13 protein-coding genes are annotated in these 25,575 nt (G+C 61.5%); 7 read left to right on the top strand and 6 right to left on the bottom strand.

The features are described 5' to 3' along the window. The 4 genes from NKI85_RS13060 to NKI85_RS13045 all read left to right on the top strand — a co-directional run bounded on the left by NKI85_RS13060 (nt 1) and on the right by NKI85_RS13045 (nt 18,903). On the top strand, nt 1-723 hold the full coding sequence (locus NKI85_RS13060; protein ID WP_352528930.1) for an IS6 family transposase: 723 nt from the start codon (nt 1-3) through the stop codon (nt 721-723). A gap of 196 nt (nt 724-919) precedes the next feature. Continuing rightward, nucleotides 920-8,596, top strand: coding sequence for a SpvB/TcaC N-terminal domain-containing protein (locus tag NKI85_RS13055; protein ID WP_352776804.1), 7,677 nt, complete (start codon nt 920-922; stop codon nt 8,594-8,596). Between the two features lie 81 nt (nt 8,597-8,677). After that, entirely contained in the window at nt 8,678-18,583 is a 9,906-nt protein-coding gene (locus NKI85_RS13050) for a Tc toxin subunit A-related protein (RefSeq protein WP_352776803.1), read from the top strand. Beyond that, a complete protein-coding gene (locus NKI85_RS13045; protein ID WP_352529215.1) occupies nt 18,580-18,903 on the top strand; it encodes a nucleotidyltransferase domain-containing protein in 324 nt (107 codons plus the stop codon). The genes NKI85_RS13050 and NKI85_RS13045 overlap by 4 nt, the downstream gene beginning before the upstream one ends. Before the next feature lie 1,523 nt (nt 18,904-20,426). On the opposite strand, the gene NKI85_RS13040 is transcribed toward NKI85_RS13045, so the two are convergent. The 3 genes from NKI85_RS13040 to NKI85_RS13030 are packed head-to-tail and all read right to left on the bottom strand — an operon-like array spanning nt 20,427 to nt 22,281. Beyond that, complete coding sequence (locus NKI85_RS13040) at nt 20,427-21,284, bottom strand: amino acid ABC transporter permease (RefSeq protein WP_352776802.1); 858 nt, start codon at nt 21,282-21,284, stop codon at nt 20,427-20,429. Then, nucleotides 21,281-21,937: an amino acid ABC transporter permease gene (locus NKI85_RS13035; RefSeq protein WP_352776801.1), complete on the bottom strand. Its 657-nt coding sequence runs from the start codon at nt 21,935-21,937 to the stop codon at nt 21,281-21,283. Before NKI85_RS13035 ends, NKI85_RS13040 begins: the two co-directional genes overlap by 4 nt. 20 nt (nt 21,938-21,957) lie before the next feature. Beyond that, on the bottom strand, nt 21,958-22,281 hold the full coding sequence (locus tag NKI85_RS13030; RefSeq protein ID WP_352776800.1) for a type 2 periplasmic-binding domain-containing protein: 324 nt from the start codon (nt 22,279-22,281) through the stop codon (nt 21,958-21,960). Between the two features lie 16 nt (nt 22,282-22,297). Between NKI85_RS13030 and NKI85_RS13025 the strand changes: the two genes are divergently transcribed. Next, a complete protein-coding gene (locus tag NKI85_RS13025; RefSeq protein ID WP_352776825.1) occupies nt 22,298-22,546 on the top strand; it encodes a PIN domain-containing protein in 249 nt (82 codons plus the stop codon). Continuing rightward, nucleotides 22,543-22,794, top strand: coding sequence for a toxin-antitoxin system HicB family antitoxin (locus NKI85_RS13020; protein WP_352474558.1), 252 nt, complete (start codon nt 22,543-22,545; stop codon nt 22,792-22,794). The genes NKI85_RS13025 and NKI85_RS13020 overlap by 4 nt, the downstream gene beginning before the upstream one ends. 197 nt (nt 22,795-22,991) lie before the next feature. Here NKI85_RS13020 and NKI85_RS37920 read toward each other — a convergent pair whose 3' ends face one another. Genes NKI85_RS37920 through NKI85_RS13010 form a run of 3 tightly spaced genes read right to left on the bottom strand, consistent with a single transcriptional unit; the run spans nt 22,992 to nt 24,067 of the window. Next, entirely contained in the window at nt 22,992-23,222 is a 231-nt protein-coding gene (locus tag NKI85_RS37920; RefSeq protein WP_502896152.1) for a Y4oE-related protein, read from the bottom strand. Next, nucleotides 23,191-23,394, bottom strand: a complete 204-nt coding sequence (locus NKI85_RS13015; RefSeq protein ID WP_352529209.1) for a hypothetical protein — start codon at nt 23,392-23,394, stop codon at nt 23,191-23,193. The genes NKI85_RS37920 and NKI85_RS13015 overlap by 32 nt, the downstream gene beginning before the upstream one ends. Nucleotides 23,395-23,416: 22 nt before the next feature. Next, nucleotides 23,417-24,067 carry a hypothetical protein gene (locus tag NKI85_RS13010; RefSeq protein WP_352529207.1) on the bottom strand — a complete coding sequence of 217 codons (651 nt, stop codon included), beginning with the start codon at nt 24,065-24,067 and terminating at the stop codon, nt 23,417-23,419. 178 nt (nt 24,068-24,245) lie between these two features. Between NKI85_RS13010 and NKI85_RS13005 the strand changes: the two genes are divergently transcribed. Next, nucleotides 24,246-25,283, top strand: a complete 1,038-nt coding sequence (locus tag NKI85_RS13005; RefSeq protein ID WP_352529205.1) for an IS110 family RNA-guided transposase — start codon at nt 24,246-24,248, stop codon at nt 25,281-25,283. Nucleotides 25,284-25,575: the final 292 nt, after the last annotated feature.

Raw genomic sequence — 25,575 nt, 5'->3', positions numbered from 1 at the left:
ATGTCGAAGATTGTCCCTGATCCGCTGTATCGTCGTCACCGCTTCCCCGTCGAGATCATCGCACATGCTGTGTGGCTGTACTTCCGCTTCCCGCTCAGCCTGCGGATGGTCGAGGATTTGTTAGCTGCCCGTGGCATCATTGTTTCGCATCAAACGATCAGAACATGGGCGGAGAAGTTCGGACGGCATTTTGCCAATGAGATCAGGCGACGGTCAGCCGGCCGCCTGGGTGACAAATGGCACCTCGACGAGATGGTCGTCACCACCGCCGGCAAGAACAAGAAGCAGTGGCTATGGCGGGCCGTCGACCAGGACGGCTTCGTCCTCGACGTTCTGGTGCAAAGCCGCAGGAATGCCAAGGCTGCAAAGCGGCTGATGCGCAAGCTCCTCAAGCAACAAGGTCATGCGCCGCGCGTGATGATAACCGACAAGCTCGGCTCCTACGCCGCCGCCGGCAGAGAGATAATGCCGGAGGTCGAGCACCGCCGGCACAAAGGCCTTAATAATCGGGCGGAGAACTCACACCAGCCGATGCGACGACGTGAACGGATCATGAAGCGATTCAAGTCACCGGGCCAGCTTCAGCGGTTTGCCTCCATCCACGACCCGATCGCCAATCTGTTTCACTTTCCGCGCCACGCTCTTTCATCTGCCGACCATCGTGATCTGCGCAGCGCTGCCCTGCAAACGTGGCGCGAGATCTCGCGTGTCGCGGCAGCTTGAAGTCCGACTTCGCTGGCCATCTCTGTGCCGGCTTGTCGATAACTTTACGATGCCCGCCCAATCTCGGCTAGTGAAGACCATGCGCGTCGCCGGATATAAGACGCTTGAGAGGCGAGGCCACAAGGTATCATTGCAAAGTACGCCGTGACTGTGTTCAATGTATTCGGGACAGGCAGGGTTCGCGGATAGGTGCGGCGTGCGCCAGTCGGAGTCTGTCGATGCAGCAGGGCCTCCTGACGCTGCCCACGGGGCAGCCGGCGACGCTATCGGGCATGTCTTTCGTGCTCCCGGGCTTTCCCTTCCCGCAGGCGGCGGTGCCATTCGCGGCATAGGCGAGAAGTTCACCTGCAATCCCGTACTTGGCACCGCGGCCGCGTCGATCCCCATCGCCACCAGCCCCGGCCGTGCCGGCTTCGGGCCTAACCTCACGCTGACCTACAATTCCGGTTCAGGAAACGGCGTGTTCGGCCTCGGTTGGTCGCTTGCGCTTCCGGCCATCGCCCGCAAGACCGACAAGGGACTGCCACTTTACCTGGACGAAATCCAGTCGGATGTCTTCCTTCTATCCTCGTCGGAGGATCTGGTGCCGGTGCTCCAGCCCGATGGCCGGCGTTTCGAGACGACCGCCGACGGCTATGTCATCCACCGCTACCGGCCGCGGATCGAGGGCACGTTCGCCCGCATCGAGCGCTGGACAGGCGCCGATGGCGATGTCCATTGGCGATCCCTATCGCAGGACAATGTGCTGACACTCTACGGCAAGGACCGCGGGTCCCGCCTTTACGATCCGGCCGACGAAAGCCGCGTCTTCTCCTGGCTGATCTCCGAGAGCCGCGACGACAAGGGCAACGCTATCGTCTACGCCTACAAGGCCGAAGATGGCGGCGATGTCGACCGCCGCTCGCCACAGGAGCGCAACCGCTGGAACGACGACGGCTCGCCGCGCGTCGGGAACCGCCACCTGAAATCAATCCGCTACGGCAATCGCAAGCCGCTCGTCGACGGCGAAGGCCGCCGCCCGCCTTTCATCGCCACCGCCATTCTGGCCGCGGCGGACTGGATGTTCGAAGTGGTGTTCGACTATGGCGAACACGACGCCGTCGCTCCCGGTCCAAGCGACGCGGGCGACTGGCTGCGCCGTAACGATCCTTTCTCGACCTTCCGCGCCGGTTTCGACGTCAGGACGTACCGCCTGTGCCAGCGCGTTCTGATGTTTCATCATTTTCCCGGCGAGCCCGACATCGGCATCGACGGCCTCGTCCGCTCCACGGATTTTGCCTACCGCGGCGAGCCGGCGGCGTCCTTCCTCGCCTCGGCCACGCAATCGGGCTATAAGCGCACGGGCGACGGCTATCTGAGGAAATCCCTGCCCGCCGTTGAGTTCGACTACAGCCTGCCGGTCGTCGGCCAGGAGGTGCGCGGGCTCGACACGGTGACCCTCGGCGACATGGCCGATGCGGCCGGCGAGCACAGCCGCTGGGTCGATCTCGACGGCGAGGGCCTCGCCGGCCTTCTAACCGACCATCCCGGCGGCTGGATTTACCGGCGCAACCAATCGCCGCTAGCGCGCGAAACCGGCGACGACAATGCCGCCCGTTTCGCGGCAGCCGAGCAGATAAAGGCGATGCCGAACGCGCCATCCCTGCGCGACTGGCAATTCCTCGACCTCGCCGGCGACGGCAGCGTCGACCTGGTCGACATGAGAAGCCCTGCAGCCGGCTTTTTCGAGCGCTCAGAAGACGGTGGCTGGGCGGCCTTCCAGGCCTTCCGTTCTACCCCGAAGGTCGACTGGAACGATCCCGGCCTGCGCTTCGTCGACCTCACCGGCGACGGCCTGCCTGACATAGTGCTGACCGAAAACGAAGCGCTGACCTGGCACCCCTCGCTCGCCGAGGATGGGTTCGGCCCCTCGACGCGCGCGTCGCTTCCCGTGGACGGCGGTCCCGGCGGACTGAGAACGCTTCAGAGCGACACCATGCAAACGGTCGCCCTGGCGGACATGTCGGGTGATGGGCTGTCCGACATCGTCCGCATCCGCAACGGCGACGTCTGCTACTGGCCCAATCTCGGCTACGGCCGTTTCGGCGCCAAGGTGACGATGGCGGACGCGCCGCGCTTCGACCTATCCGGCCAGTTCGATCCGCGGCGGATCGAACGGGCCGACATCGATGGCAGCGGCGTCGCCGATATCCTCTATCTCGGGGCTGATGGCGCGCGCTTCTGGTTCAACCTGTCAGGCAATGGCTGGGGCGCCGAAAACGCCATTCCAGGTTTTCCGGTCGATGACAGGGCGTCATCCGTATCGGTGACGGACCTTCTGGGCAACGGTACCGCCTGCCTAGTCTGGGTTTCTCCGCTGCCCGACGCGGCGGAGAGGCCGCTCCGCTATGTCAGCCTGATGGCCAACGGTAAGCCGCACCTGCTAGTTGCTATGCGCAATAATCTCGGTGCCGAGACCCGGATAGCATATGCGCCATCGACCTATTTCTATCTGCGCGACAAGCAGGACGGCCGGCCATGGCTGACCAGGCTGCCCTTTCCAGTGCAGGTCGTCGAACGGGTGGAGACCTGGGACCACATCAGCCGCAACCGTTTCGTCACCCGCTATGCCTATCACCATGGGTATTTTGACGGTGTCGAGCGGGAATTCCGCGGCTTCGGCATGGTCGAGCAGTGGGACACCGAGGCGTTTTCGCTGCTCAGCGCGGCGGGCACGCTCGATCCGGCAGAGAATATCGACGCCGCCTCGCACGTGCCGCCCGCTTACACACGGACATGGTTCCATACCGGTATTTTCCTCGGCCGCAACCGCATCTCCTCCTTCTTCGCCGGTCTTCTCGATCCGGTCCACAAGGGCGAATACTTTCGCCAGCCGGGACTGGACGATGCCGCGGCCCGCGCGTTTCTGCTCGACGATACCGTTCTTCCCGATGGCCTGGACGTCGACGAGGAGCGCGAAGCCTGCCGTGCGTTGCGCGGTTCGATGCTGCGCCAGGAGACCTACGCTCTGGATGGAACCGCGCGCGCCGACATCCCCTATCTGATCGTCGAACAGAATTTCACAGTCTCATTCGTCCAGCCACGCGTGGCCAACCGCCATGCGGTGTTCTTCGTCCACCCGCGCGAAGCCCTGTCCTACGCGTCGGAGCGCGATCCGGCCGATCCCCGCCTCACGCACCGACTGACGCTGCAGGTCGACGCCTACGGCACGGTGCTGAAAAACGCCACCATCACCTATCCGCGCCGTCAGCCGGACGCGGCGCTCGACCCTTCCGACGAGGCCGTTCAGGCGCAAATTGCAATAGTCGCAACCGACAATGCTGTCACTAACGCGGTCGACGAGGAGCGCAATCATCGCAAGCCGGCGGTGTTCGACACGCGCGCCTACGAAATCACCGGTTTGGGGCCGAAGCCGGGCAGCATGCGCATCCTCTTCGAAGACATGTGGCAGGCACTCACCGATGCCCAACCCCTCGCCTTTGAGGAAAAGCCCAATGCCGCGACGCTGCAAAAACGACTTCTTTCGAGAAAACGCAGCCTGTTCAGGCGCGACGACCTCGAGGCGGCGCTGGCGCCCGGCCTGTTGCAGCCGCTCGCGCTGCCCTTCTCGGAGCACCGCCTGGCGCTGACGCCCGGTCTGGCAAGCGGTGTCTACGGCGCCAAGATCAGCGATCCGATCCTGGCCCAATATGGCTACGTCCGCATCGACGGCGACGACGGCTGGTGGGCGCCTTCCGGGCGCATCTTCTATTCCAAGGACCGTTCGGACAGCGCGGCGGCGGAACGTGCCATCGCGCGCGCGCATTTCTTCCTGCCCCGTCGCTTTCACGGCCCGCTCGACACCGATGCGGTGCCCTCGCAGATCACCGTCACCTTTGACGAGCACGACCTTCTGGTGATCGAGACGAAGGACGCGGTTGGCAATCTGATCACCGCCGGCTCGCGCAACCCCGACGATAGCCTCGCCAGCCACGGCAATGACTACCGCGTCCTGCAGCCACGGCTGGTGATGGACGCCAATCGCAACCGCTCGGCAGTGGTCTTCAATGCGCTCGGCCTGATCGCCGGCACCGCCGTGATGGGCAAGCCGCCGCCCGCGCAGGCGGAAGGCGATACGCTCGACGGCTTCGACACCGACCCGCCGGAGGACCAGTGCCTTGAGCATATCGCCGCGCCGCTGGCCGCGCCGCAAGCCATGCTGCTGCGGGCGACGGTCCGCACCGTCTACGATTTCTTCGCCTATCAGAGAACCAGGACCTCGCAAGCCCCGCAGCCGGCCGTGTCCTGCACGCTGTCGCGGGAAACGCATGACAGCGACGCACCGGCCGGTGCAACCCGCTTCCAGCATGCCTTGACCTATTCGGACGGCTTCGGCCGCGAGATCCAGAAGAAAGTCCTGGCCGAGCCCGGACCGGTGCCTCTTCACGATGCGGCAGGCGCGATCGTCACCGGTCCGGACGGGCAGACGGTGATGACGGCGGAGCCCGTCGACCCGCGCTGGATCGGCAGCGGCTGGGCCTTTTACAACAACAAGGGCATGCCCATTCGCCAATACGAGCCGTTCTTCACCCCCTCCGGCACTTTCGAATTCGGCACGCGCATAGGCGTGTCCTCGACCCGGTTCTACGATCCTCTGGGCCGGGTTGTCGGCGCCCTTCATCCCGACCACACCTGGGAAAAGACGGTGTTCGGAGCATGGCGGCAGGAAAAATGGGATACCGCTGACACATGCCTCGTCGATGATCCCAGTGCCGACCCGGACTGCGGCGCCTATTTCGAACGGCTGCACCAGGTCGACTATCTGCCGACATGGCGTGGCCGCCGGGCCGACGGTAGCCTCGGCCCTGACGAGGCAAAAGCCGCCGCCAAATCAGCGATTCATGCCGGAACGCCAGAGGTGGTGCATCTCAATCCGCTGGGGCGCATCTTCCTGACGAACGTCCGCAACCGTTTTACGATGAGCGACGCCCCGGCTGGCAGCCCGCCGGTCGAGACAGTTGCCGCTACGCGTATTGCCCGCGACATCACCGGTAATCTGCTCGGCGTGACAGACGCCGCCGGTCGTGTGGTCGCCCGCTACGACCACGACATGCTGGGCACACGCATCCATCAGGCTAGCATGGAGGCGGGCCAGGACTGGATGCTAAGCGACGCGACCGGCGCTCAGGTCTTGAGCTGGAACAGCCGGGGGTTCCGCGTGCGGATCGCCACCGACCCAGCGGGCAGGCCCATTGGCACCTTTGTAAGCCAGAACGACGCAGCGGAAATGCTGGTCGCGGCCCAGCTTTACGGCGAAGCGCTTGCCGATGGACAGACTGGCAACCGGCGTGGAAAACTGGTGGAGCAGCGTGACCAGGTCGGGCTGCTGCGCAACGAAGGCTACGATTTCAAGGGCAATTTGCTCTCGGCCGCCCGACAACTCGCGACTGACTACAAAAACACAATGGACTGGTCTGGCGCCGTGGCACTCGACCCGGCGGCGCACCGTGTCGCGACGGTTTACGACGCGCTCAATCGGGTCGTGGCTAGCACTATGCCGGACGGCAGCATCTTGCGTCCGGGCTATAATGAAGGCGGGCTTCTCGAACGCGTCGACGCCAATTTGCGCGGGGCAGTCGCCGAGGGCAGCCCAGTCTGGACGCCGTTCGTGATCAACATCGACTATGATGCTAAGGCCCAGCGCCAGCGCATCGACTACGGCAACGGCGTCGCCACCCTTTACGTCTACGATCCGCTGACCTTCCGCCTGCTGCACCTGCAGACGATCCGCAGCGCCGCGGCATTTCCGCAGGATTGTCCTGTAGCGGCGCAACCGGGTTGGCCGGGTTGTGATGTCCAGAACCTGCACTATGTCTACGATGCCGTCGGCAACATCACGCACATCCGCGACGACGCCCAGCAGACTGTCTATTTCCGCAACAAGAGAGTCGAGCCGAGCTCCGACTACACATATGACGCGCTTTATCGACTGATCGAGGCGACTGGGCGCGAGCATCTTGGCCAGGTCGGCGGCTCGCCGATACCCAGTTCATACAATGACATGGCGCGCGTTGGTCTCCCTCACCCCGGCGACGGCGCCGCACTTGGACGGTACCTGGAGCGCTACGTCTACGACAAGGTCGGCAATTTCCTTGAGATGCAGCATCGCGGCACCGACCCGCTCGCTCCAGGATGGACGCGCACCTATGTCTACGAGGAGGCTAGTCTTCTGGAGCCGGGCAAAACAAGCAACCGGCTCACCAGAACCTCGCTTGGTGCGGGTTCTGACGAGACCTACAGCGTCGGGAGCGACGGCTATGACGCCCATGGCAACATGCTGCGCATGCCGCATCTTGCCGAAATGCGATGGGACTATGCCGAGCAGCTCAGAATGACCCGCCGGCAATCGCTCGGTCCGCAGGACATACCGGGATCGGCGGCCGCGGGACAAAGAACCTGGTATGTCTACGACGGCGCGGGCAAGCGCGCCCGCAAGGTCACAGAGAATGCCAACGGCAGCGTCAAGGAGGAACGTCTCTACCTCGGCGGTTTCGAGATCTACCGCAGCTTCGGCGCCAACGCCCTCACGCGCGAGACTCTGCATATCGAAGACGGTACGCGGCGCATTGCACTGGTCGAGACGCGCACCGACCGCCCGCACCCGAAGGGGCTGGTCCGTTATCAACTCGCCAATCATCTCGGCACAGCGAGCCTGGAGCTCGATGCCACCGCCATAGTCATTTCCTACGAGGAATACACGCCTTTCGGCAGCTCCTCCTACCAGGCCGTGGACGGCCAGCTCGCGTCGCCGAAAAGATATCGCTTTATTGGCAAGGAGCGCGACGAGGAGAGCGGGCTCTATTATCACGGTGCCCGCTATTACTCGCCGTGGCTCGGACGATGGACCAGTTGCGACCCGGCCGGGTTGAAAGGCGGCATCGACCTGTTTGTCTATGCGCTCTGCAATCCGGTCGTGCTGCTCGATCCGACCGGGAACGAACCGCAGCGCTGTTCGGTCTGCCTGCCGCCCGGCACGATCAAGGTCGAGACCGAGATGCGGATCGTCAAGACCGGCAAGCTTACCAAGACAACTGAATATATTTTCCCGACAGAGGAACCCAAGAAGGACGACTGGTCTGCGCCCTATCAATTTCACTATGGAGACCCGCCTCCGGAAGACCCTGCCAAGGTCGCGGCCGAGGAAAAGGCCTCGCGGGAAGCGCTGGTCGAATCTTATCGACTTGCCGCGCAAGCACTCGCGACCCGGACCGTGGAACGTTACGAGGCGATCAAGGGCGGTGGCGCCCTGATAGGCGCCGGAGCGGTTGGAATTTATCTGCTACCTGAATTGATGGCGCTGATTCCGGCAAAGGGCTGGTTTGCCCTCAGCCTGTTTCAGCTTGCGCAGGCTGAAGACGAAAACGACCCGAATTTCGTGTTCGGGGTTCTGGGGGTCGCCGCAGGGACCAGCAGCCTGGCTTCCGAATTGGAGGCGGCCGGGCCCAAGGCAACTCCCAAGCGCTCCACCTCCACTGCCAAGTCGCGCGTGACCAGCGCTGAGGTCGAAGAAGCTCTCAAGGAAGCCGCGGAGGAGGCCTCGAAAACCACGCTCTACCATTTCGGAGACATCGAAGGTGGACTCACGCCGGGCAGGAATTTCTCTACGACGCCCGATTCCGAATATGCGGAAGAATTCATCCGCATGCACGGAGGAAAAGTGAATAAGTTTCAGGTGCCAACGTCAAGACTGAAAGAGTTAAAGGACGCCGGCAGCATAGAATACTTGAATGATTCCATAAGGGGAACGGGAATAAGCGGGCCCGAAATCCGGTTCAAGGGCACGCGTATGGACGAAACACTTGCCAAGGAAATGAACAGCTATCGTGTCGAGTAGGCGCTTGGCTTCGAAAAAGGTCAAAATCCGCCGTTTCGACGCATGCAGAAGCTAGGAAACCAGTTGCAGAGGGAGGTCCAGATGCCCAAGACTCCATCCCGGTTGAAAATCGCCGCTGCGGGCGCGAAAGTCGAAGGTCTTGAAACCGCGCTTGGATTCCTGCTCGAACGCAAGGTCATCCTGCCGCATGATGACGCCCGCCGTCAGCAGCTCCTGACCACGCTGTCGGGTGACGAGGGCACTCCCGCCTATCAGGCCGCGGCGCAGGAAGTGGTCGATGCCTTCCAGCGCGAACGCTCGCTCGCCTCTGGCGGCGGCGCTGATCCGGCGACGGTCGCCGCGCTAAACGGGTTTCTTCCCCACGCCGCCGATGCCGGCCGGCCGGCGCTGGCCTTTACCGCCAACCCGACGCGGACCGATATCGGCAACCTGCAGCAGGCATTGCGCAAGCTCGACCTGACTGTCGCGCCCGACGAACTGAAGAGCCGCACCATCGGAGGATCGACGACCGAGGCGATCAAGAAATTCCAGCGGGATCAGGGCTTGGCGGCGACCGGCGCGTTTTCGTCGGAAACCATCGAACGCATGAAGGTCGAGGTCGACCACCGTTTCTTCGCCACGAGCAAGGGGCGCGTCGAGCGATTGCAGACCTTGCTTGGACGGCTCGGCCGGGGCATCGACCGGGGTGAGCAACAGGCGCGCACGCTCGGCCCCTCGACCGAAGCCGCCATCAAGGCCTTTCAGACCGCGGCGGGCCTGGTGCCTGATGGCCGTCTCAACGACGCTGTGGTGGCCGGAATGCAGACCGCGGCGCTGAAAGCCCAGCTCGCCGTCAAAACGCAAGTTGGCTACGTCCAGCGCAAGATCCTCAGGGCGGCGAAAGTCGCCAAGATCGACGGCGCGATTGAACCCGCCGAAATCAAGGCCAAGCAGCTCGGCCCCAGCGCTAAGGCTTTGGTCCAGAAGCTGCAGGCGAAGTACCGCCTAAACCCGAACGGCGAGATCGATGTCGCCACCCTTGAAAAGCTCGATTCCATCGCCGCCAGCCGCACCGCGCCGGTTAGCACGGTCAAGGTGCGCACCGCGCAGAACCTCGTCTCGGTCAAGCGCGCGCTGCGTCTCAACATGACAAACAAATACGTGCCCGACCTGCAAAAGGCGCTGGCCTTCGCGGGCCAAGCGATCGATGTCGAGGAACTGAAGGCAGGATCATTCGGGCGCACCACCAGGGATGCCGTCATCGCCTTCCAGAAGCTGAATCGGCTGCCCGTGACCGGGCACGCGGACGGCAAGACCTTGCGCAGCCTCAATAAGGCGATCGCTGCCGCGAACCCTTCGGCGGCCGCCGCGTACCCGAACCGTATCCGCGGCTCAGTCCGCGACGAGCTTTGGCGTGGCCGCGCCGGCGTGGCGGTGCAGATCTGGGAAATGCCGCTGCGCGGCGAAGGGCAGAAGCTCGCCGAGCGGCCGTCCCTCCCGAACGGCTTCTTCGATATCCCTTATACCACGCCGCGCGACCCGAATTCCGGCCAGGCTAAAACGGGGTTCCAGCTCGAGACCCGCTTTGTCGACGGAAACGGGACGCTGCTCGGCACCAAGCGCCTATTCAATCCGACGCAGATCGCCTGGGCTAATTTCACCCAAGGAGACTTGCCTTATCGCGGACCATCGGAATTCGAATTGCGCATGGCTACGGCATCAAAGTGCCTCGGCGCCGTCTCCATCACCGACCTCCGGGAAACGGAAAACACTCACGAGGTGACGCAGCTGGCGCTGAATGCCGCCCTGTCCCAGGATGACGTCATGCGGCTGCTTCTGTCGGCCCGCGCCGCAGGCCGGGTCGCCAACGCCACGATCACGGCGCCGGTCTTCTATGCTTTCATTCGTCAGAACCTGCCGCCCAGCCTGCCGGGCGAACTGCTTGCGGCCACCAACGAATGGGAGCTCATCGACCAGATCGTCGATCAAGCGATCAGCGGCATCGCCTTCATGCAGCCGGAACTGCAGGCCGACGCGCTTGCCAACGCGGCGAAGGAAAACTTCATACCGATCGAGGTCTCGCGCAATAAGGACGCAGTGCTGAAGGCGCTCGCCGCGCTCGCCCAGTCCTTCGCGCTGGAAAAGCCGCTGCTCGCCGGCAACGGCAGCCTGCAGACCCTTCTGCAAGTATCGAACGTTCCAGTCGCGAGCTATGCGGAGGTCGCTAAGACCTTCGTCAAGCATCAGCAACTGGAAGACGGTTTTTGGGAGGAAATGACGACGCGCTCCGCCGATTTCGGCGGGCCGGAGGCGGTGAAGGACTTTCACGCCACCACGCAGATCGGCGAGGTGACGAAGAATTTTACCCCGATCCTCACCGCCCTTAAGGCTAAGATCGACAATCCGGCCGACGCCCAGCTCAAGAGCCCCCGCGACCTCGCCAAACTCGGCCCGGCCGACTGGAAGGCGATCATCACCAGCAATGGCGGCGCCGTGCCGCCCAACACGGACGGCGCCACCGAACAGGACAAAATTGATATTTACGCCGCGACTTTGGTCAACCAGAGCGAGCGCCTTTTCCCGGATGTCGCCCTGGCCGCCGAGATCGCACGCAGCAATGAAAACAGCCTGCAGCACATCGTGGCCATCGAAACGCTTGTCGACAGCAATCCGGACCTCAACCTGCGCAACGACAATCTCGACAGTTATGTGGCGACCCGCAACCTCGCTCTGGATGAGAACGTCATGGTCGAAGCCCGGGCATTGCAGCGCGTCCATCGCCTTGCGCCCTCCAGCACCATCGCGCGTGCTCTTCTGGACGAGAAGATTCACCATTCGGCCGAGATCATGTCGCTCGGCAAGGAACGCTTCGTCGAAAAAATGAAAGTGCGCGGCATCGACCAGAAGGCCGCGCTGACCGTCTATTCCTATGCCGAATTCCAGTACGGCCATATCATGATGCGGCTCGGCGAGCTGCGTAACGAACTACGCAATACTGACCCGTCGGTTCTGAACACCAAGCCGATGACAGTCGAGGAACAGCAGGCCCTGCTCGGCAATATTCCGAACCTCGAAACTCTGTTCGGCTCGCTCGACTATTGCGACTGCGAGCACTGCCAGTCCGTCTACGGACCGGCCGCCTATCTCGCTGACGTGCTGCGGTTCCTGGACGCCCACCCCTCAGAAACGGCCAACCGCACGGTGCGCGACATCCTATTCGACCGCCGGCCCGACCTTGGCAATGTGAAGCTCAACTGCATCAATTCCGAAACGCCGCTGCCTTATATCGACCTCGTCTGCGAGGTGCTGGAAAACGCCGTCGAGGCGCCGGCGGCAAATGCCAATTTCTCCTTCCAGACCAATTTGACCGCCGAGGAGCTGCGCGCCTATCCGGAGAACCAGCGCGCGATGGCCTATGACGTGCTGAGGGCGGCGAAGTTCCCGGTGTCAGGCACGTTCGATCTCTGGCAGGAGGAAGCGCGAACCTTCCTCGGCCATCTCGGCGTGGATCGGCACGATCTAATGCGCACCTTCCAGACAGGTGCCGGCGCGGCGGCAGTGCCGTCCGAGACAAGCATTGCCGGGGAATTCTTCGGCTTGAATTCGCAGGACACCGGGCTGGTGGTCCAGCCGAAACCCGCCCAGGCCGACCAGGACGTCTTCTTCGGGTTCGACACGTCGCGCGCGAAGATTCCGGTGCTAGAGTTCCTACAGAACACAGGGCTCGACTATGTCGAGCTGCTCGACCTCCTGTCGGTCAAATGGGTCAATCCCGCTGGTGACGCCAATCCGATCCAGATCGAGCGCCCGTCCGACACATGCGGGCTGGACAAGCAGTCGCTGCTCAACCTTACGCCGGCTCGTTTCGACCGTATCCACCGGCTGATCCGGTTCTGGCGTCACACCCCCTGGGCGCTTTGGGAACTCGATCTGCTGCTGCGGCAAAGTGCTGGCAGCGACGAACTCGACGGCACCGCCCTTGCCCGCCTGATGGCCGTGCGCCAGGTGCAGGACCGGTTTGTGATCTCGGCCGAAGTGGCCGCTGCCTTGTATGCGCCGATCAACACCGAGGCGCGCGCGTCGGCAACGGACCCGACGCGCCGCCTGCGCCCGCTTTACGACCTGCTGTTCCAGAGCACGGCCATCACCAATCCGGTGAATTCGAAATTCGCGCTACCGCTTTCAGGCGCCGATCCATTGACGCCGGAGAGCGCGACATTGCTCGCAGCACTGTCGCTGGGCGAAGACGATCTGGTCCAGCTCGTCAAACTAACTGACGGAAAACTTACGCTGGACAATCTGTCTTTGCTATTCCGGCACGCCGAGTTGGTGCGCGGCATGCGCGTCTCCGTCCAGGAACTTCTGTCTCTGTTCGACCTCATTGGACCGGGCGCGGCAAGCCCATTTGCCTCGCCAAGTGACACGCTAGCCTTCGTCGAGCAGGCCCGGCGACTGCTTGGATCCGGCGTGTCTATCGGCGAACTCGAGTATCTTTTCACTTACCGTCCGGATTCGCCCTATGGATTGCGCGATGACGTCATTGCCCAGAACATCGATGCATTGCGCGAAACGTTGCGCGCGGTCCAGGCTGGACAAGCGAAGGGTGCCGCTATCACCCATGCGGCGACGGTGTTCGGACTGACCGACGATCAGGCCAAGGTGCTGCTGGAGAATTTGACATTCGGCGCAGACCTCCTGGCAAGCGGCGCCGACGCTGCCCTGATGGAAAAGGACGCAAACAGCAAATACGTCAAAGCCGCCAGCGAGGCGAATTTCCCAGCGCTATACAAGGCCTACCAGCAGCTGCACAAGGCCTCGATGATCGTCGCGCGTAACGGCATCGCAGCGTCTAATCTGGATTGGCTGATGAGCCGCTTTACGGGGCTCGGCGGGCTCGATTGGAACAAGCTTCCCGTCGACGCGGCACCGGCAGCCTCGCTCATCGGACCGTGGGTCGCACTTTCGCAATGGCTCGCCGTGTTATCGCAGTTCCCGCAGCCCGAGGGGGTGACGCTCACGAAAATTTTCGACGGCGCGGCCGATGCTGTCACCAGCGTCGAAACGTTGCGTGACGAGATCTCCAAACTAACCACGTGGAATGTCGACGACCTCAAAACGTTCGACGGCGGCAACAAAGCCGGCTACGCCATCATCGGCACCTTCGTCGACCTCGTCGAACGCTTCCGCGTGCTGAAGCGCTGCGGCGTTTCCGCGACCGTCGCGCTCGGCTGGGCCGCCCGCGACAACGATGCCGCGCAGTTCGCCACCGCGCAGCAGGTCCGCCAGGCCGGCAAGTCGAAATATGATCCGGTGACCTGGCTCGATAAGCTTGCGCCGCTGCAGGACGCCTTGCGGGAGAAGAAGCGGACGGCGCTGACCATGCACCTGATCCAGTTTTCCAGCCGCACCGCGCTGCCAGCGATCACAGTAAACGGCAAGCAGTATGCCAATCCGAAACGCTGGCGCGACACCAACGCCCTGCTCGGCTACTTCCTCATCGACGTCGAGATGGGCTCGCTCCAGCTCACCTCGCGCATCAAGCAGGCGATCGGCTCGGCGCAGATGTTCGTGCAGCGCTGCTTCCTCAATCTCGAACAGCCTTTCGTCCAGGTCTCGCGCGCCGAACAGGCCGACACTGTCTCGCTGAACAGCTGGCGGCAATGGAAATGGATGAAGAGCTACCGTATTTGGGAAGCCAACCGGAAGGTCTTCCTCTACCCCGAAAACTGGATCGAGCCCGAACTTCGCGACGACAAGTCGCCCTTCTTCAAGGAGTTCGAGAGCGCTCTGATGCAGAGCGACATGACGAACGACAACGCCGAGACGGCATTCTCAGATTATTTGGAAAAAGCGCATCAGGTCGCGCGGCTGGACGTCACCGGTATCTACCACGAAATCGACGACGATAACCCCTACGACAATTTGCCGCCCAACATTAACACGATGCACGTAATCGCCCGTACGCGTTCCGACCCGGCTGTCTATTTCTACCGAACCTTCGACGTGAACTACAACGTTTGGAGCCCGTGGGAGAAGATCGATCTAGACATCACCGGCGACCATGTCGTTCCTGTCGTCTACAATCGCAAGCTCCACCTTTTCTGGCTGCTATTCACGGCCAAGCCACAAAAGGTGCGCAAGGTGCCGAAGGTCTCGCAGGTCAACTCGCCGAACGACCAGGGGGATTCTCCCGAACCGCAGCAGCAGCTCGAGATCCAGCTTGCTTGGAGCGTGCGCAAGAATGGCGGGTGGCAATCGCGAAGCGTCTCGCCGCACAAACTCGTGCATCCATGGCCGCGCCCGACCGGTTCCTACAACGTAAAGCCACGCTACAAGAGTCGCGAGAACCAACTTTGGATGGACATTTACATCTCGACCTCCGAGGCGTTCAACAACGGCGTCTTCTACGACCCTTACCAGCACAAGATGTCGAGGCTTACCGGACGTTACTTCGATGAGACTGGACGCCCCTGGCATTCCTCGTCCTTCGTGTTCGACGGCCAGGTGATCGACCTTCGGCTGAAGCCTCTGAGCGGGCAGTTCCATATCTTCGACACGCCGGGCATCGATCCTGTCACGCTGGTCCCGACGACGTCCTACGCCTATGTTTGGAACGCCTTCGGCGGCAAGGAGACCAAGCTCGCAACGCTTACCGGGCCGTATCAGATCGCGCCGCGCTTGGTGCTACCCGCCGGCATGCATTTCGAGAACACGCGGCTCGTCAACAACGTCAATACGCCGAATGCGAGCTCCTTCAATGTCGTCGAGGCGGGCCAAACGCGTACGATCCTTGCCGCTGCCAAGGCGCCGTTCCAGTTGGTCATGTCGCAAGACCACATCCAGCTTGATGCCGGCCTGTCGGGCAAGAGCCCGTTCTTCTACCAGGACAGGATCCGCACCTTCTTCGTCAAGACGGAGTGGAAGGCGGTCCATGCCAACTACAGCATTGTCGGACAGAAGCTGAAATACACCTTCTTTCCATTCTATCACCCCTACACGGCGCTGTTCATCCGCGAGCTCAACCGGTCGGGGCTGGATGGCCTGCTCAATCGTCGCATCCAGACCGCGCCACAGACTTACTACCCGACTAGTACGTTCGATTTCAAAAAAGAGTACCAGTCGATCCCCGGGGTCAGCGTCTCGGATCCGACGGCCCGTTCGGAGGTGATCGATTTCAGCCGCAGCGGCGCCAGCTCCCTCTACAATTGGGAAATCTTCTTCCACATGCCGTTCATGGTCGCCTGCAAACTCAGCCAGAACCAGCGCTTCGAAGAAGCCATGCAATGGTTCCACTACATATTCGACCCAACCAGCACCGAGGCGCTTTCCGTGCCGCAGCGGTTCTGGATAACCAAGCCGTTCTTCGACCAGACCAGCGACGATTACCGCCGCCAGCGCATCCAGGAACTGCTGGAGAACATCTCCGCCAATCTCGACCAGGTCCGCGATTGGAAGAATAACCCGTTCAAGCCCGACGTGATCGCCCGCTATCGCCCCGCCGCTTACCAGAAGGCAGTGCTGATGAAATATGTCGACAACCTGATTGCCTGGGGTGACCAGTTGTTTCGGCAGGACACAATCGAGGCGATCAACGAGGCGACCACGCTCTATGTACTCGCCTATGAGATCATGGGCAGGCGGCCGGTGAAGGTGCCGGACCTCACGCATGAGGACCGATCCTACAACGAGCTCGTCGCTGACGGTGCATTAGATCCCTTCGGCAACAAGCGAGTCGAGGTGCTGATGGAAAACTTTGTCGACCAGCCGAAATTCGTCATCCGTAATGACGAGGGCACCGAGCCACTGCCGACGCTGGACGTGCTCTATTTCTGCATTCCGCCGAACGATCGGCTGATGGAGTATTGGACGACGATCGAGGACCGGCTGTTCAAGATCCGTCACAGCATGAACATCTCGGGCGCGGTGCGGCGACTGCCGCTGTTTGAGCCACCGATCGATCCGGCCCTGCTAGTCAAGGCTGTTGCCGCCGGCGTCGACATCGGCAGCGTGCTGGCGGACCTCGCCACGCCGCAGGGCCCTTACCGCTTCCCGACCCTAGTCGCCAAGGCCGTGGAAATTTGCAACGAGGTCAGAAGCCTCGGCGAGAAGGTGCTTTCGGCCATCGAGAAACGCGATGCCGAAATGCTGGCCGCGTTGCGTTCCGGCCATGAGACGGCCGTGCTGAAGCTGATGAAGGACGTGCGCAAGCAGCAGATCGAAGAAGCGTCTATGGCGCTGGCCAGCGCCGAGGCCGGCACCGACCTCATTCAGGAAAGCATCGATTATTATGGCGGCATTCCTCGTATGAACAGCTGGGAGGAACTGGGCGTCATCGCCCATGGCCTTGGCATCGTCAGCGAGATCGTCGCCACCGTCCTCAACTCGGTTGCGGGCGCCACCCATCTCATTCCCGACATCCAGGCGGGTGCGGCCGGCATGGGTGGCACGCCGACAATGACGTTGAAGATCGGCGGACAGATGCTCGGCAATTCCTCGACGAACTTCGCTGCCCTGTTCCAGGGTCTGGCATCCATCCTGCACCAGGGCGGGCAGATGCTCGATTCGCAAGGCGGCTACACAAGGCGCGACGAGGAGAACAAGCATCAGGTCCGCGCCGCGCAGAAACAGATGACGCAATTGGAAAAGCAGATCGAAACCGCCCGCCTGCGCACTGCCATCACGGAGACGGAGCTCACCAACCTCGATGCCCAGATCGAACAGTCGCAGGCGGTGGAGGAATATCTGCGCAGCAAATATTCCAACACCCAACTCTACGACTGGCTGCTGTCGCAACTGGCCGCGGTCTATTTCCAAGCCTACCAGATGGCCTACGACACAGCCAAGCGTGCGCAGAAATCCATGCAAGTCGAACTCGGCCAGTCGACGGAGACTTTCATCCAGTTCGGCTACTGGGATAGTTTGAGAAAAGGCCTGCTCGCCGGTGACCGCCTGCTCAACGACATCCGTCGCATGGAGATCGCCTATCTCGACAACAACAGGCGTGAACTGGAACTGACCAAGCACGTATCGCTGGCCCAGATCGCGCCGCTGGCGCTGGTTGCACTCAAGCAGTCCGGGCGCTGTTCCGTGCAGGTGCCCGAATGGCTCTACGATCTCGACTATCCCGGCCACTACTACCGGCGTATCCGCTCGGCATCGATCAGCATTCCAAGCGTGGTCGGCCCCTACACCAACGTCAACTGCATGCTGTCTCTGACCCGTAACGCGATCAGGGTGCGCGACGGCGTCGCCGGTGGCTACGGCGACCCGCTCGCTGCCGCCGACGACCGATTCGCGAGCAGCGTGGTGCCGATCAGCGCCATCGCCACCAGCCATGGCATGAACGACAGTGGCCTATTCGAACTGAATTTCAATGATGCCCGTTATCTGCCGTTCGAGACGGCCGGCGCGGTCAGCGAGTGGGATATCAGCCTGCCGAAAACCAACAACCAGTTCGACTTCGCCGCCATTTCGGACGTCATTCTGCACATCCGCTACACGGCAAGGCCGGGGAGCCTGCCGCTTCAGGAGGCAGCGAGAGCCAATACCGAAGCCGCCATTCCGCTGAACGGTGCACAGATCATGGTGCTCAACCGCGAGTTTGCCGGCGCCTGGCAGCGGCTCCTGTTCCCCAACGCTGGCCAAGACCAGCAGTTCGTCTTCACGCTCGCACCCGAAAACCTGCCCTTCCTGGCGCGAGCCAGGGCGGCGCTTTCCGGCAAGAGCCTTAAGGCGACGCGCATCGACATCGTCGCCGAGACCGCCCATACGGGAGGCTTCGACGTGAAGTTGGAACCACCTGGCGACGGCGCCGCGACGGACGAGGCGATGCCGAAGGACGCCGCCTTCGACGGCGCCCCGCATCTGCAAAAAGTGTTCGCCCCGGCAAAAACCCTGTTCGGCGACTGGAAAATGGCGATCAAGAAGGACAATGCGGCCGATTTCAAATCGCTGAAGGCCGAAGACATCCGTAACGCGTATCTCATCGTTCATTACACGATCGCATGAGGAAGATATTCGAACGCATGGCCGCGCTGGTGCGGGAGTGCTGCGATCCCGACGAGATATTTTTGTTCGGGTCCTTCGCAAAGGGCATCGCTACGGTGGACAGCGATGTCGACCTCATCGTGGTAGGCGACTTCGGCGCCAGGAAAGCGGTGGTCCGGCAGGAAATCGCCGAAACGCTGTCGCAGTTTCCGCTTGGTGTCGACGTGCTGCTGCTATCACCGCGCGAGATCGCCGAGGCCGCCGGAAATCCGCAGGCCTTCCTGGCCTCGGCGCTGTCGTCCTCAATCTTGCTCTACAGGCGAGGGCCCGAAACCGGTTGAAATCGGCGGTTTTTTTGCTATCATGCGGTTCCCGGAAGTACTTAAGGTCGCAGTATGAGTTGTTGAAAGGTCCGTCAGGAAAAGCAGCGTCACAAGAAGGCTTTTGGTTATCTGGAAGGGCTCTCGGCTTCAGTGCGCGGGCGCCTTTTCCTTTTAAGCGTTAGTTTAATCAACTCACGTCGTTTCGTGGTTGAACGAAACTGCCAATCGCTGACCGGGCGCACCGGTGGCGAGCGTCTTTTATGGCAGGGGGGCACGAAGCGCGCCGGTCGCGGGGGTCAAACCCAGGGCTTCGTATGCGAAACGAATAGCCTGACTATCTGATCGATCGTCGGAGCTCGGCGTATCAGATAGCCTTCCAATTTTGGGGTTGCTACGCACCAACCGATGGCACTGCGTTCGGCCATTGTCGCCATAAGCCCGGTGTGGATGGCAGGTAGAGGTCAGCCAAAGGCAGGTTGGAATCGCGCTCTCAAGGCATTTGGCCATTTTGCTCAAGGCCGCTTGCCGCAGCGTCCAAAGGCAGCAAGCCGCTTCAAAATATTGCGGGTGTGACCACGGTGGTGACCTGCGCGTAACCCTGGATTGCTACACCAGGACACCAGGCTGGGTAGAGCACAACACTATGCGACGTGAAATCGCCGCGTCGCCCCAGTTTGGCAAGGGAAAATTACGGCGTTCAAGGGGTTCACAGCAGTACGCTCTATACCCGCCCAATGCGCGCCAGAACGGGATTTCTGCTCGTTGCCGTTTTCAACTCGGACCAACTCTGATGGACTCCGGCGAAATTTCGTGCACGCTAGAAACGGTAACCGCTTGGTGACCCGACAGAACTGGCGGGGCGGTTTACGGCATAGTTGCTAGACCCGAGGATAGGGGTAGAGCTCAACACTACTCAATGTGCAATCGCGGTGTCGCCCCAGTTTGGCAAGGTTAGCATATTTTCTGCCGTGTGAACGCACTCAAGAGAGCGGAAACCAGGTTTTCCCGCACTGTCCGCCCAGTCGCTCATAAGCAGGCGCCCTTTGTACGGCAGCCACCGCCGCCTGCCCGAGTATGGACGCCACACCCCTCCCCGAAGTGGTAGCAATATGGTTGCAATTGCCGCCCCTTGGGAATGGCGCACACATTTGATTTTCACAAACGGCCGAAACCCTCGAGGCCATCATCAACGGCCATCCACAGAGCCAGATCGAGGAACTCATGCCCTGGCGATTCCGGAAAACATCAAGCCCAAACCCATAGGTGATCGGCGAGGCGCTTACCTCCTGCCCCCAAATTCATCAGTTAATATTCGCGCGCAGCCATGTAGACCGCGCTTAGAATGATGATCGTGGCACCCACGAAGATCCAAAAGGTCGGCGGCTGGCTGAAGACCAACCAACGGATAACGCTACCGTAGAGGACCTGTACAGATGAGAAGGGGGCAAGTACGGAAGCCTGCGCGAATCTCGCTGCATTAGTCGCGAGTTGATGGCCCACCATGCCCATGACGCCGATCAATCCGAAGGCAGGGTTTAGATTTATGACGCCAGCAACTTCTCATGATGCCTCGACATACGGAATACGCGCTCTCCAAGTAAGAGCGCTGCGAGCAGTCGCGCGACCCCAATGGAAATCAACACGTATATGCAACCCACAACGAAGAACAGCTGCAACGGGTTGTGCAGACTTTGCACCGCGATCTGCGCACGCCGCAGCAGCTCCTCGTAGCTGATTATAAAACCAAGCGAGGTCGCCTGTATCACGACGACGGACTGGGTGATAAGTACCGGTATGACGATCCGGACCGCTTGCGGGAGCATCACCCTCGTGAAGGTCGTCCAACGGGACAAGCCCAACGCGGCCGCGGCCTCTGACTGACCGGCAGGTACGGCCTTCAGGCCACCCCTGAGAGCCTCGGCCATGATCGCCCCATTGAAGATCGTAAGGGCAAGGACGAGATAGCCGAACTCGGTCGTGGCCATGCCGTACTCCGGCAGAATCCGGGCTGTGAAGAAGATGATCAGCAGCAGCGGGGTCGCGCGGACAACGTTAGTGAAACCCCGCGTCACTTTGCTCGTGACGTTTCCGCCGAGGTAAACGATCGCGGCGAAACCGACGGCCGCGATGCCAGACAAAATGATCGACGCGACCGCGGCGGAGAACGTCGCCTGAAGTCCGGTGCCGAGGAATTTCCAGATCAAGGTGAAGTTCTTGTCCGACGGGTTCAGCAGCGGGGACCACTTCTGCGCCGAGAACTGGCCCGCAAGCCACAGCCGGTAGATCATGATGCCTGCCGCTGCAGCGAACAGCGCGAGGCCAGCTGTGGTGACCAGTCTGAGGTAATGCTTCTCGTCGGGATTGAGCTCGTCGAACATATGGACGGTTCTTTCGCTCATCTTTTCAGCTCCCTTGTTTCCAAGCGCGCCGAGATGATGCTCGCAGGGAGGAGCAGCACGTAATAGGAGCACGCGATCCCGATGAAGACGGGAACCACCGGCCGTCCTTCCGATACCGTCAGCTGATTGGCGAGGCTGAATAATTCGCCTCCCACGCCGAAGCTCCCGACGATCGCGGTGTCCTTTGCCATCGAGGTGAATACACTCGTCAGCGGCGGCAACATGCCTTTCAGTGCTTGGGCAATGGCGATGTGGCGCATCGTAGTCGAAAAATTCAATCCAAGCGCTTTGGCCGCCTCGAACTGGCCCTTTGGTATGGCTTCGAAGCCCGCCCTGACGGCCTCACTCACGTATGCCGACGTGTATAAGATCAAGCCCGCAATTCCGAACGTTAGGTATGAGGCGTTGAATCCGGCCTCAGGAAATCCAAACGCGAGGAAGAACAGAACCACCGTGAGCGGACAGTTCTTGAAGAGCTCGGTCCAGTAGAGTGCCAACTTGTTGAACGCAGGCACCGGACTTATCCTCAATATCGCGACTATCGTACCGAGGATCATCGAGCCAACCCCGGCGATGACAGTCATCCAGAGCGTGTTGAGGAAACCGGACGCGAACCGCCCTAGGTCAGTTAGGTCAGCGTAGAGAAAGTCCATAGGGCAGTCCGCCGATCAAGTTAGAGTGCGTCGCAGTCTTCGAGTTCCGGGAGCTTCGGCACCGTCGGTTCAGCTTGGCCCGCAGTCTTCTTCCAGGCTTCGGCCATGCGGCCATCCGCTCCGGCTTCCTTCAGGGTATCCGAAATGAAGTGGCAAAATGCCTTGTCGCCGTGCTTGATGCCGACACCGAATGGCTGATTTGCGAAGGCTTCACCGACCATTTTGTAGGCACCGATGTCCTGAGACATGAAGCCCATGAGGGTGGCGTTGTCTGCGGCCATCGCTTCGACCTGCCCTGTACGCACGGCATCCAGACACTTGCTCAGGTCGTCGAACTGAACCATCTGATCCTTCGATCCGCTGGCTGAAGATGTGAACGCGTTGCTAGATGCGGTGGCGGCCGTCGCCGAGCCGGTTCGCCTTGTTTTCCTCTGGCGACCCGCCGTTCGCGACCGGGACGACGACATGGTGCTGGAAGCTGCGGTAAACGGACGGGCGGATGCTATAGTGACGTTCAACCTGCGCGACTTCGGCAAGGTGGCCGAGCGCTTCGGTATCATGGTCCTGTCGCCGGGTGAGGCGCTGAGACGATTGGAGAGAAAGACATGAGGAGAAGCAATTTCGCACTGCGGCTTCAGCTCTCGCTTCTCGATGAGGCGCGCAAGGTGGCGGAGAGCGAGGGCGTGCCGCTCAACCAGTTCATTAATGTGGCAGTCGCTGAGAAGCTTTCGGCGCTGCGCACGGAAAGCTACTTTCAGGAACGCGCTGCCCGTGCCGACATCCCCAAGGCGCTGCACATCCTGAAACGGGCCGGCAAAGGGAAGGCGCCGATCAAGGGCGACGAACTGCCGGAGTAACCCAGCCTGAGGGGTGGAGCGGTATCGTTCGTATCGCAGCCTTGCCTGCGTCCGAAGCGTCCGCTGGGCCGAAAACTGCCGGTCCAGGCTGGCGCGGCACGCGCCACCGCGAAGCGGCTCTGGCCTTGACGGGCTGGCTTCGGTCCGGCTTCGTCTCGACAAGCGGGCAGTTCTCTTGCCGGACATAATCTCCCCATCTATCGGGAAGAGTCTGGACGAGCCTTGCCGGACGCTGCTTCCGCCACGGCATTGGGCGAACCCGCTTGAAGATGGGCGAATACCCGAAACCAGAATCGATACTCCTGTGTCCGCCCATCGCAACGCGCCGACACGGCGCCCCAGGCGATTGCGGTTGCGGCTGTCTTTCCCCACAGGGCTGTCGCTGCCTCTGCAGCTTCAGGCCACGGTCCATTTGTGCACGGCGGCATCGCGGTTGAAGGCATCCAGCAGATCGGGATCGCTCACCGGCGGATGGTGAGATGCCGCAAGAGTGCTCTGTGCTGGCAATTCCTGGCGGTTGAAGGGTGACGTGAGGCAGACGCTTCGCGCAAGTTGAGGGGTTCTCGGCTGAAGCCGGAAGTTGGGTTGGATGGGCTTCATAGCTCGCCTCCTTCTTCGTCTTTCAGGCGCGGAAACAGCAGCCAGCCCGCCGCTTGCCGAGCTTGCGACGCTGCTCGCCGCGAATGAACTGTTCCGGCATCGTCTGCTCGGCGATGAGCACCAGATCGCTGAGCGCCGAGCGGATTTGCGGCCAAGGGAACACGGAGCATTCCTCCCAGGCTTCGCCCTCGCGCAACACGGCATCGAGCTTGCCCGCCACACCGGCGAGAGTCGTAGCGGGGGTCGTTGAGAACGCTTCCAGCAGATCCTTCGCCCTGTCGCCAGCCTCGCACTCGGCCTTGAGCGCGGCGGTGTATCCAGCCTCCTCGGCAGCTGCATCCCAGCGAGCCTGATGTGCCGCAAAATCAGCTTCGGCCTTCTCGCGGAGAGCTGCCATATCCGGCCCCTCGCCGAGCACTTCATTGAGCGCCTCGATCGAGTGGACCGCCACGTCCTCACCCTCGGGCACGCAGACGGTCGCACAAGGAAAGCCGACGCTCGAGACAAGCCTCGCCTCCAGGCGCTGCTGCTTGCGGCAAAGCCGCTCGGTCAGCTTGTGGGCGGTCTCCCATTCCCGCCAAAGCGCAAGCGCAGGGTCGGGGAGCATACTCGTTGCCGCTGTGTTGCCGACAAGCGCACTTTTCTCAAGCACCAAAGCGGTGGATGTGATCATCCCTCCCGCAAGCACTCGCCTGCGGGTGACGAAAGCCAGAGTCATGCTATTGTCGGAATCAGATGGGGTATTCGGCTCGAGCCCATCTTCAAAGGTGATGCAAAGAGGTGTTGCGCTTCGAGCTGATGATAACTTGGTCTGTCCAGACAGCCACAAGCATCAGGAAAGGAAGCGCAACATGAAGCATTTTGTTGGCCTCGATATCTCGGTGAAGGAAACCGCCGTTTGCGTTGTCGACGAAACCGGCAGGATTTGTCGTGAGGTGAAGGTGGTCAGCCACCCTGACGATATCATTGCGGTGCTGAAGGACTCGACTTGGAACGTCGAACGGGTCGGGCTCGAAGCAGGGCCCTTGTCGCAGTGGCTATTCGAGGGGCTGGCCAGGGCCGGGCTGCCGGTCGTCTGCATCGAAACACGTCATGTGAAAGCATTCCTGAAGGCGCAGCCGAACAAGACAGATCGCAATGATGCGCGCGGCATAGCCCAGATGATGCGGGTCAACCTATTCCGCCCGGTGCACATCAAGACGCTGACGAGCCAGAAGCGCCGGGTGCTGCTGACGGCCCGCAAGATCTTGCAGGAAAAGGCGATCGCGATCGAGAACGACATCCGCGGTCTTCTGCGCAACTTCGGGCTCAAGGTCGGCGCCGTGGGAACGGCGAAGTTCGAGGACCGCATCCGTGAGCTTGTCGAATGCATGCCCGATCTCGAACAGATCATGGAGCCACTGCTGGCCGCCAGGCGGAAGCTGCGCGAGGAATTTGCGCACCTGCACAGACAAGTGCTGGCGATCGCCAGGGGCGATGCTACCTGCCGGCGCTTGATGACGGTCCCTGGTGTCGGCTCCATAGTGGCGCTCGCGTACACCGCGACGATCGACATTCCACAACGGTTCAGAAACTCCAAGGCGGTAGGGCCGATCCTGGGGCTGACACCGAAGCTCGACGAGTCCGGCGAAAGCAAGCGCGTTGGAGGCATCTCACTCTGCGGGGACGGCATGATGCGAACATTGCTCTATGAAGCAGCCCAAGTCATGCTGACGCACGTGAAGAAATGGTCATGGCTGAAGGCCTGGGCGATGAACGTCGCCAAGCGGCGCGGCTTGCGCAGGGCGATAGTCGCGCTCGCACGTCGCCTGGCGGTCGTCATGCACCGCATGTGGCTGGACAACAGCGAGTTCCGCTGGACGCGGGAAACCATGGCGTCAGCCGTGTGACAAAAGGCCGGGAAGAAGAGGTAGAGAGTTCCGCCCAGCGCGGAAGCACGTCCTTCGCGGGACGAAGGATGAGGTGAGTTCGCGATCATGGGCGCACCGGTCATGTCATGCTGGCCAGGACGCGAATCAGATTGTTCCGCCTTATTCTCTGAATCCCATCAAGGGAGGGCCAATGGGCCGATCCCGGAGAGAAGCACGAACCCGCGAATGATGTCAGAAGCTGGTAAGGCAGAAAATGACAAAAGCGCTTGACCCCAAGCCGCCGAATAGAGAAGCCATGATCCGAGCTCCT

The organism is Mesorhizobium sp. M0571, from assembly GCF_040320985.1.
GTDB lineage: Bacteria > Pseudomonadota > Alphaproteobacteria > Rhizobiales > Rhizobiaceae > Mesorhizobium.
Note: the sequence above shows the minus strand (reverse complement) of the source record. Positions and strands in the feature narration are given on the sequence as shown.